Source organism: Bacteroides sp. ET489, from assembly GCF_030518095.1.
GTDB lineage: Bacteria > Bacteroidota > Bacteroidia > Bacteroidales > Bacteroidaceae > Bacteroides > Bacteroides ndongoniae.
On record NZ_JAULLJ010000028.1, the window covers coordinates 40,452 to 50,177 of the forward strand.

Here is a 9,726-nt window from a genome sequence, read left to right on the forward strand (position 1 = left end):
TAAAAACACTTCAACAATAAACACACATGAAAAGCGCTATTATTACATCTTTGCTACTAATGCTAATGTTTGGAAATGTCATGGCACAGAAACGAACCATCACCGTCACCGGAAGGGTGACCGAGCAGAACGGAGAAATACCGGTAGAGGCTGCAACCGTGCAGCTTCTGGCCCTGCCCGACAGTTCGCAAGCGGCCGGAAACACCACCAACAAGGACGGACACTTCAGCCTGCCGCGAGTCAAGGCGGGCAATTATCTGCTAAAAGTATCTTTCATCGGCTACACGACACTGTACAAACCTGTCTCGCTGACTGACAAATCGGGAACTCACAAGGATTTGGGCAACCTGACATTGCAGACAGATGCTGTCCTGCTGTCCGAAACAGTCATTACGGCCGAAGCGCCGCCCGTTGTCGTCAATGCCGACACTACGGAATACAACGCCTCGGCCTACCGGGTGGCAGCAGGCGATATGCTCGAAGAACTGGTCAAACAGCTGCCTGGCGTAGAGGTAGACGAGGACGGGAAAATCACCCTCAACGGTGAGGAAATCAAGAAAATCATGGTCAACGGAAAAGAGTTCTTCGGCAACGATACGGAAATGTCGATGAAGAACCTGCCGGCCGATGCCATCAAAAAACTGAAGGCTTACAAGGAAAAGAGTGATAAAGAGAGAATGACCGGCATCAAGGACGGAAACGAAACACCCGTCCTGGACCTGACTCTGAAAAAGAACAGCGGATGGATGGGCAATCTGATCGGAGGGTACGGAACCAAAGACCGATACGAAGGCAATGCCAACATCAACCACTTCACCGACGACATGAACCTGTCTTTCGTAGGAGCGGCCAACAACACCCGCCGACAAGGCAACGGACAGCGTACACAGCAGAACGCCGGCGTCACCTATGCGAAGAAAAGCAAAGAGCTCGACATCCGCGGTAACGTGAACTACCGCCACAACGTCAACGAGACCAGTACCGAAACATCCTCGGAAACTTTCCTGGGCGATGAATCGACTTATGCCAACCGACGGTCGGACAGCGAGAACGGCAACCACAGCCTGAACGGAAACACCTGGATGGAATGGAGAGCCGACAGTCTGAATACCATCAATGCTTACCTCAACATGAATTACAGCCAATCGGATTCGTGGAGAGAAAACTGGAACAAGACTTCGGACAACAACCACGACGACGTCAGCGAGACAACCTCGTCGAGCACTGGCAACAACCAAAGCTACAACCTGAACGGAGGAGGCGCCTTCTACCACCGTTTCCGAAAAGCCGGACGAAACCTGCACATGTCGTTCAGCTTCAGCCACAACAACAACGACCGTGACAACTACAACCGGAGTTTCTCGCAGTTCTTCGTGCAGGACAGTATCTCCGATATCGACCGGAACACCCGGGGGAAAAGCAATTCCACCAACTGGAACATCTCCGTCGGCTACATCGAACCACTGTCCAAGCACTACCGGCTCAGCATGAACTATTCGTTCTCCAATTCGCGCAGTCTTTCCCAGTCGCTTGTCTACGACAGCATCAACTATGCCGACCGATTCAACTACGACTACAACGAAGAACTCAGCTCGAAAGTAAACAACAAATATGCCAACCACAACATCAACCTTTCCATTCAGGGCGACCACACACAAAACGATACCCTGCAGAAAGGTCTGATCTACAACGTCGGCATCTCACTGAATCCGCAATCGAGCACGAGCCGGACAAGCATAGGACCGAACACCGGCAAGGACCTGCCACGGCAGAACGTACTGAACTGGTCGCCTACGCTGTCGGCCGACTACTACTTCTCGCGCCGCGAACGCATCAATCTGCGCTACAACGGCCGGAGCAATGCACCCGACATTGAAGACCTGCAGGAAGTAATCGACGTCACCAATCCCCTGAGTCTGCGTTACGGAAATCCGAACCTGAAACCCTCGTTCACCAACAACCTGAACGCCAGTTACGAGCGCTATTCTACCACTACCATGCGCAGTTTCCGCATCCGCATGACTTTCAACAACACGCTGAACTCCATTGCCGACCGCATGACGTATGACAAGACGAACGGTGCACGTACCTACCACAAAGTCAACATCAACGGCAACTGGCGAACCAGCCTGAACAGCTCGTTCGACACCCCGCTGAAAAACAAGAAATTCAACCTCAGCGCAGGAATCAATACATCCTACAACAACCAAGTGGGCTACATTTCTGTTAATAACAAAGGAGCCGATGCCGAACTGAGCACCACACGCAACTTTACCAGCACCGAACGCTTCAGAGCCTCGTACCGCAGCGACAAGCTGGACATCGCCCTGGATGGCAACTTCCGTTACAACAAAGCCGAAAATGCCAAGCAGCAGAACAGCAACCGCGAAACCTTCGACTACACGCTGGGTGGAAACACGCACATACGCCTGCCGTGGGACATCGAACTATCGACCGACCTGAGGTGGCACATACGCGAAGGCTACAGCGGCAATGCCAATCGCGACGAACTGTTGTGGAACGCACAGATATCCAAGCGCTTCCTGAAACGGAAACAGGCCATGATCCGCCTGCGCGTGTTCGACATCCTGCAACAGCAGAGCAACCAAAGTCGCAGCATCAGCGCCAACGGCATTACCGACACGAGGAGCAACATGCTGACAAGCTACTGCATCGTCAACTTCACCTACCGCTTCAATACGCTGAGCGGTGGCGGAGGAAGAGGTAAACATACAAGAAAAGCAAATAGACATATTTACTAACCAAAAACAGAAAAAAGAGAAACGAAAATGAAAAAAGGAACAATTACCATCATTATCGTGGCCATTGTGGCCATCATCGCCTTCTGGGCTATCAGCGGTTACAACAGCCTCGTCAGCATGGACGAAAACGTCAGCAACCAGTGGGCCAACGTAGAGACGCAATATCAGCGCCGGGCCGACCTCATCCCCAATCTGGTGAACACCGTCAAGGGATATGCCGCCCACGAAAAGGAGACACTGGAAGGCGTCATCGCCGCCCGCAGCCAGGCTACCCAAATCAAGGTAGACCCGACGGACCTGACACCCGAGAAACTGGCCGAATACCAAAAAGCACAGGGACAGCTGGCCACCGCACTGGGCAAACTGCTGGCCATCACCGAAAACTATCCCGATCTGAAAGCCAACCAGAATTTCCTGGAACTGCAAGCCCAGCTCGAAGGGACAGAAAACCGCATCAACGTGGCCCGCAAGAACTTCAACGACTCGGCCAAGGCCTACAACACCGCCATCCGCCGTTTCCCCAAGAACATCCTCGCCGGCATGTTCGGTTTTGACAAGCGTGCCTACTTCGAGGCAGCCGAGGGTGCCGAACAGGCTCCGCAGGTGCAGTTCTAAGTTTTACTGCCCTCTGCCACACAAATTACCGGCCTCCTTGCACACAGCTGCAAGGGCCGGTTTTATTGTATGCAGGCTGCAGAGCTACTGCACACTGGTTGCACTGTCACTGCAAACAGGCTGCAGAGCTGCTGCACGCAGGTTGCAGCGTTACTGCAAACGGGCTTGCAGTACTGCTGCAAACAAGGATGCAGTGACGCTGTAACCTCGTTGCAGTAAATAACTCACAAGGGAGACGGGAAAACCGCCCCTGCATTTCACTTCATACCATCCCATTTCTTATGAAAGCATCCGACAATCATTCCTCCGCTATAAGCAGCAACAAAGGACTGTTCGCCTTTCTTCGCCATCCCTCGGAAGACGTGACACGCGACAACTCTCCTTTAAGTCTGCTGCGTACCGTCCTTTGGTATTTCAGCACCAGCCTTATCCTTGTAGTAGGAATGGCCATACTGATTACATTGGATTTATCACCGTCTACCGATTCCGACCGCCACATCCCCGTATGGGGAATAGTTCTTTTTCTGCCGATAGCAGAAGAATTGGCTTTCCGTTTCCCCCTGCGCCGCAAACGCTGGATACTGACTGTCTGGGCAGGAATTGTGTCCTACATCCTGCTAAGCATGGCTTTAAACACCAAAGTATACGAAACATCTTATCTGCCAGAAAGGCTGATTGGTTGTGCTGCCGTCACGGTCGGCATTTGGTTTCAGGGTTGGAAGTGGCTGAGAAGCATTAAATTCAGCTGGTACTTCTACCTACTTGCCATCGCTTTCGGCTTTGCCCACCTGAGCAATTCATTTACCGGTAACGGTACTACGGCAGGCACAACTGCATTCTTCCTCCTCTACTCCATCTATCAGATATCAGGCGGACTGATACTGGGCTATGCGCGTATAAGGCATGGTTTTCTACTGTGCATCCTGCTGCATATCCTGACCAACCTGCCCGCAGCCCTCTGATTCTTGCTGTTCCAAAGAAGAAATCGGAAAATGCCAGCCACACAGTAGGCTATCTGCTAAATAATTGCTACTTTTGCATATTCAATTGAACAAAAAAACTTATTAATTATCTCATGAGTAACCAACGATACATGATGCGCGGCGTAAGCGCATCGAAAGAAGACGTTCACAACGCCATCAAGAACATCGACAAGGGCATCTTCCCGCAGGCCTTCTGCAAGATTATCCCCGACATACTGGGCGGCGACCCGGAGTATTGCAACATTATGCACGCCGACGGCGCAGGTACCAAGTCGTCGCTGGCCTACATGTACTGGAAGGAAACGGGCGATCTGTCCGTGTGGAAAGGCATTGCACAGGACGCACTCATCATGAACATCGACGACCTGCTCTGCGTAGGAGCAGTGGACAACATACTGGTCTCTTCGACCATCGGACGAAACAAACTGCTGGTGCCGGGCGAAGTCATCTCGGCCATCATCAACGGTACGGACGAACTGCTGGCCGAACTGCGTGAAATGGGCGTAGGCGTCTATGCCACAGGCGGCGAAACGGCCGACGTAGGCGACCTGGTACGTACCATCATCGTAGATTCTACCGTAACCTGCCGCATGAAGCGTAGCGATGTCATCAACAATGCCAACATCCGTCCGGGCGACGTCATCGTGGGCCTTGCCAGCTACGGACAGGCTACTTACGAGAAGGAATACAACGGCGGCATGGGCAGCAACGGCCTGACTTCGGCCCGTCACGATGTGTTTGCCAAATATCTGGCCGAGAAATATCCCGAGAGCTACGACAAGGCTGTGCCCGACGAACTGGTGTACAGCGGCAAGCTGAAGCTGACCGATGCCGTAGAAGGCAGTCCGCTGGATGCAGGCAAGCTCGTCCTCTCGCCCACCCGTACTTATGCGCCGGTAGTAAAGAAATTGCTCGATGCCCTACGCCCCGAAATCCACGGTATGGTACACTGCTCGGGCGGTGCGCAGACCAAAGTGCTGCACTTCGTAGGCGACAACTGCCGCGTCATCAAGGACAACCTCTTCCCCGTACCTCCCCTGTTCCGCACCATCAAGGAGCAGAGCGATACGGACTGGGCCGAAATGTACAAGGTATTCAACATGGGACACCGCCTGGAAGTCTACCTCTCGCCCGAACATGCCGAGGAAGTCATCGCCATCTCCAAGTCGTTCAACATTGATGCACAGGTCATCGGCCGCATCGAGGAAAGCGACAAGAAGGAGCTGATTATCCGCTCGGAGTTCGGAGAGTTCAGGTATTAAGATATTGCACGTTATGGGCTATGTAGTCATCATTCTGATTGTGGTGTGTGCATTGGCTTGGGGGCAATATTACCGGAGCAATACCACCCGCAAGAAGAAGGGATAAAGAAAGCAACCAGAAGTCATTTATGGAAAGAGAACATCAAGGTTGCCTGGTAGGTATCGGCATGCTGGCTGTCTGTGGAGTTATCCTCTTTGTGGCTTATAAGTTGGACATTCCATACCTGAGGTGCACCAGTTTCCTGCTACCGGCTCTGATAGGTCCCTACATAGGCAGCCGGTATCTCAGCACTGCAGAGCAAAGGGAAAAGAACAGCTTCTCGCGCCGGACATGGATATTGCTCATTATCGGATGCCTGGCATTAGCAGCCCTATTGGCCTGGCTGCTGGATGGAAGATTGTGGTAAAACAATAAACAGACAGATATATAGTAACAAGAACAACTCTTTAAGATAAGAATTATGGAACGAGAACACCAAGGTTGCCTGATAGGTATTGGCATGGTAGCCGTCTGTGGAGTTATCCTTTTTGTGGCTTACAAGTGGAATATTCCATTCCTGAAGTGCGTCTGCTACCTGTTGCCGGCTCTCATCGGATCCTACATAGGCAGTCAGTATTTCAGCAACGAGGAGCAGCGGGTGAAGAACCGCTTCTCGCGCCGGACATGGAGTTGGCTTGTTGTCGGCTTTTTCCTGCTGGCTGCATTACTGGCGTGGCTGTTTGAGGGAAGATTGTGGTAAAACAATAAACAGACAAAGATATGAAACATTTACTCAAAGTCATTCTCGTGGCCGTTGTCATCCTTGCCTTCTGCTTCGGCCTTTACGTCCTCAGCGACCGGTGGGATGCGCCTGTTCTCCGATTCCTGAACTACACCATCATCTGTGCAGCTACTGGAATTTACTCCGGTCCCCGTCTTGCTCCCGAAGCCGATAAGGCGAAGTATCGGATGACTCCCAGAAAATGGGTACTGAACATCGCAGGCGTGGTCGTAGCTGCGGCACTGCTGGCGGGGCTGGTTGAGGGGAGGTTGTGGTAAAACAAATAATAAAGCTATCTTACTAAACAGAATAAAAAGTTATGGCTACATTAAAAATCCGTACCAACTTTGATTGTAATATCTATATTGATGATGAATTTACGGCACAAGCAACCAAAGATAAAATCACCAAAATAAACATCCCTAACTTAGGAAGATACCACGTTGATTCCCAACTGATTTTAAATAAATCTATTATATCCTTGTATCAAGATTCAGGATTAAACATTCCTATTTATCATAAAACTAACATAATAGAAATATCTAATAGTACTTATGAGTATTTATTAGTATATGATTTTTTATTTGAACTTGTAGCCTCTCATTTAGATTTTGTAAAAATAAAAGCCACTTCAATTTACCAATCAACCCAATCTATAGCTGAAAAATTAGGACTCTTATCTAATATAAAAAAAATTGTAAGTACACTATCAAAAAATATCCCTAAAGCTAACGATAAAGAGAAAGAAAAAGAATTAGAATCTTTAGAGACATCTATAATAAAAACAATAATGTTTATAGAAGATTACAAGACTAATATTAAGGAAAAAGTTTTAAGAATGAATTACAAAGACATTTTAAAACTAAATTGTTCCTTTATAGAAAAAACTGTAATCTCTGATTTCCCAAATGAAATTTTAGATGAAGATATAGATCTAGGTGAAGAAGAGATACTTTCCTATATCATATACCATGACTATGGATTCAAAATTAATCTACCTTATTATTTTAAAGAAGATTTCAAATATGGATTTGCTATCGTTCAAGACTCTAATAGTAACTGTGGAATAATTGACAAAGCTGGAAATTTAATATTGCCATGTAAATATAAAGATATTAAATTACTTTTTCAAACAAAAGATAATTCAATTATATATGGTATTGTAAAAGAAACCGAATCTTCAAATGAAGAACTTCATTTATTAAAAATTTGCGATACTTCTGATTATTCGAATGTATTTAGTGCAACTGTATATGATAATCTAAAATGCGTTTACAACGAAAAACTTGGCTTGATTGCAACTTTCATGTCTATACAACAATACATGGAAGAATATAATATACAAGATGAATACGATATAGATCCTGATGAAATTAGTTACAATATTAATATCATTGATGTAAAAAACGACGAATGGGATATACCTTCAGGTTGGGGAGAAATTAAAGAAATAACAGACAATCAATATATAATTTATTATAGACCCAACAATGGTTATGGGATAAGTATAATAGATTTAAAGTATCATTGTTTTGGAAGTCCCCTAATCGATAATTGTAAAGAAATATTTCACGTAGGAGGTGATTTCTTTGCGCTGAGAAAATATGATTTAACGCATGAACGAACTGATGTTGAAGAATGGTTTCTTAAGAAAAAAGATGATTGGAGAATATGGGAAGGATTTTGGAAGTTCTCAGAAACTGCTAACATCTTTAATACTGTTTTTTTCAATCCATGCTGTGGCATTATTCATAATACAATTATAAAAGAAGATGGAATCCCTTATGGCTTTTTCTATTACAAACCAGATCTATGGTCCGGTGATAAAATTGATTATGAAGATCTTATAGTCGTTAAAGGAAAAATCTTATATGACAATGATTATGCATCAAAACCTATAGAATTTGAATGTAGAGCGTTTGGATTTGCAGGAAGTGGAGAGGAGGTCTCTGAACTTTTTAGAGAATGGACATATTATAAAGATTTATATTAAAAAATAAATGGCAGAAAACAACACCATACTGGAAAAGCTCGACGGCCTCGTGGCCCGCTTCGAGGAAGTGTCGACACTGATTACCGACCCGGCAGTCATTGCCGACCAGAAGCGGTACGTCAAGCTGACGAAAGAATACAAGGAACTGGGCGACCTGATGGATGCCCGCAAGGAATACATGCAGGTATTGAACGGCATCGACGAGGCCAAGGACATCATCGCCAACGAAAGCGATGCCGAGATGCGCGAAATGGCACGCGAGGAACTCGATGCTTGCCAGACGCGCCTGCCCGAACTGGAGGAACATATCAAGCTGTTGCTCGTCCCGGCCGACCCGCAGGACAGCCGCAACGCCATCCTCGAAATACGTGGCGGTACGGGCGGAGACGAAGCAGCTATCTTTGCCGGCGACCTCTTCCGCATGTACTCCAAGTATTGCGACATCAAAGGCTGGAAACTCGAAGTGTCCAGCGCCAACGAAGGAGCCGCGGGAGGATTCAAGGAAATCATCTGTTCCGTCACGGGCGATAATGTATATGGCACACTGAAGTACGAATCGGGCGTGCACCGCGTACAGCGCGTGCCTGCCACGGAGACACAGGGACGTGTGCATACCTCGGCCGCCTCGGTAGCCGTACTGCCCGAAGCCGAAGAGTTCGACGTAGTCATCAACGAAGGCGAAATCAAGTGGGACACCTTCCGAAGCGGCGGTGCCGGCGGTCAGAACGTGAACAAGGTAGAATCGGGCGTACGCCTGCGCTACAACTGGAAGAACCCCAACACGGGCGTAGTAGAGGAAATCCTTATCGAGTGTACCGAAACGCGCGACCAGCCCAAGAACAAGGAACGTGCCCTCTCGCGTCTGCGTACCTTCATCTACGACAAGGAGCACCAGAAGTACATCGACGACATCGCCTCCAAGCGTAAGACAATGGTCTCCACAGGCGACCGCTCGGCCAAGATACGTACCTACAACTACCCGCAGGGACGCATCACCGATCACCGCATCAATTATACCATTTACAACCTGGCCGCCTTTATGGACGGCGACATCCAGGACTGCATCGACCACCTCATCGTGGCCGAAAATGCGGAACGGTTGAAGGAAAGCGAGCTGTAAGGCAGCTACGAGTGATGAGCTACGGGCTACGAGTAACGAGCTACGAGTGACGAGCTACGAGCTACAAGCTACGAGTTCCGTCATCATGTGTAAAACTCCAACAATAACCAAGAGCTGCAAAGCCGCACGCTACATACTCGTAGCTCGTAGCTTGTAGCTCGTAACTATAAATAAACCTGAGCAACAACACTACGACACTTGTAGCTCGTAGCTTGTAGCTCATAACTATA

9 protein-coding genes are annotated in these 9,726 nt (G+C 48.3%); all 9 read left to right on the top strand.

Annotated features, from left to right (window positions below; genetic code table 11):
- Window positions 1-80: 80 nt before the first annotated feature.
- The 9 genes from Q3C19_RS13825 (at window position 81) to prfA (ending at window position 9,496) form a co-directional block, all read left to right on the top strand.
- Entirely contained in the window at window positions 81-2,762 is a 2,682-nt protein-coding gene (locus Q3C19_RS13825) for a TonB-dependent receptor (RefSeq protein WP_302730032.1), read from the top strand.
- 27 nt (window positions 2,763-2,789) lie between these two features.
- On the top strand, window positions 2,790-3,377 hold the full coding sequence (locus tag Q3C19_RS13830; RefSeq protein ID WP_022161532.1) for a LemA family protein: 588 nt from the start codon (window positions 2,790-2,792) through the stop codon (window positions 3,375-3,377).
- Window positions 3,378-3,658: 281 nt separating this feature from the next.
- Entirely contained in the window at window positions 3,659-4,339 is a 681-nt protein-coding gene (locus tag Q3C19_RS13835; protein ID WP_302730034.1) for a CPBP family glutamic-type intramembrane protease, read from the top strand.
- A gap of 113 nt (window positions 4,340-4,452) precedes the next feature.
- Complete coding sequence (locus Q3C19_RS13840; RefSeq protein ID WP_302730036.1) at window positions 4,453-5,622, top strand: AIR synthase-related protein; 1,170 nt, start codon at window positions 4,453-4,455, stop codon at window positions 5,620-5,622.
- 128 nt (window positions 5,623-5,750) lie between these two features.
- Complete coding sequence (locus Q3C19_RS13845) at window positions 5,751-6,029, top strand: hypothetical protein (RefSeq protein ID WP_302730038.1); 279 nt, start codon at window positions 5,751-5,753, stop codon at window positions 6,027-6,029.
- A 54-nt stretch (window positions 6,030-6,083) separates the two neighbouring features.
- Window positions 6,084-6,362 (top strand): hypothetical protein, encoded by a 279-nt coding sequence (locus tag Q3C19_RS13850; RefSeq protein WP_302730040.1) that lies wholly within the window; start codon window positions 6,084-6,086, stop codon window positions 6,360-6,362.
- Between the two features lie 20 nt (window positions 6,363-6,382).
- Entirely contained in the window at window positions 6,383-6,661 is a 279-nt protein-coding gene (locus Q3C19_RS13855) for a hypothetical protein (RefSeq protein WP_302730042.1), read from the top strand.
- Window positions 6,662-6,702: 41 nt separating this feature from the next.
- Window positions 6,703-8,376, top strand: coding sequence for a hypothetical protein (locus Q3C19_RS13860; protein ID WP_302730044.1), 1,674 nt, complete (start codon window positions 6,703-6,705; stop codon window positions 8,374-8,376).
- A 7-nt stretch (window positions 8,377-8,383) separates the two neighbouring features.
- Window positions 8,384-9,496 carry a peptide chain release factor 1 gene (gene prfA / locus Q3C19_RS13865; protein ID WP_302730046.1) on the top strand — a complete coding sequence of 371 codons (1,113 nt, stop codon included), beginning with the start codon at window positions 8,384-8,386 and terminating at the stop codon, window positions 9,494-9,496.
- The last annotated feature ends 230 nt before the right edge of the window (window positions 9,497-9,726 follow it).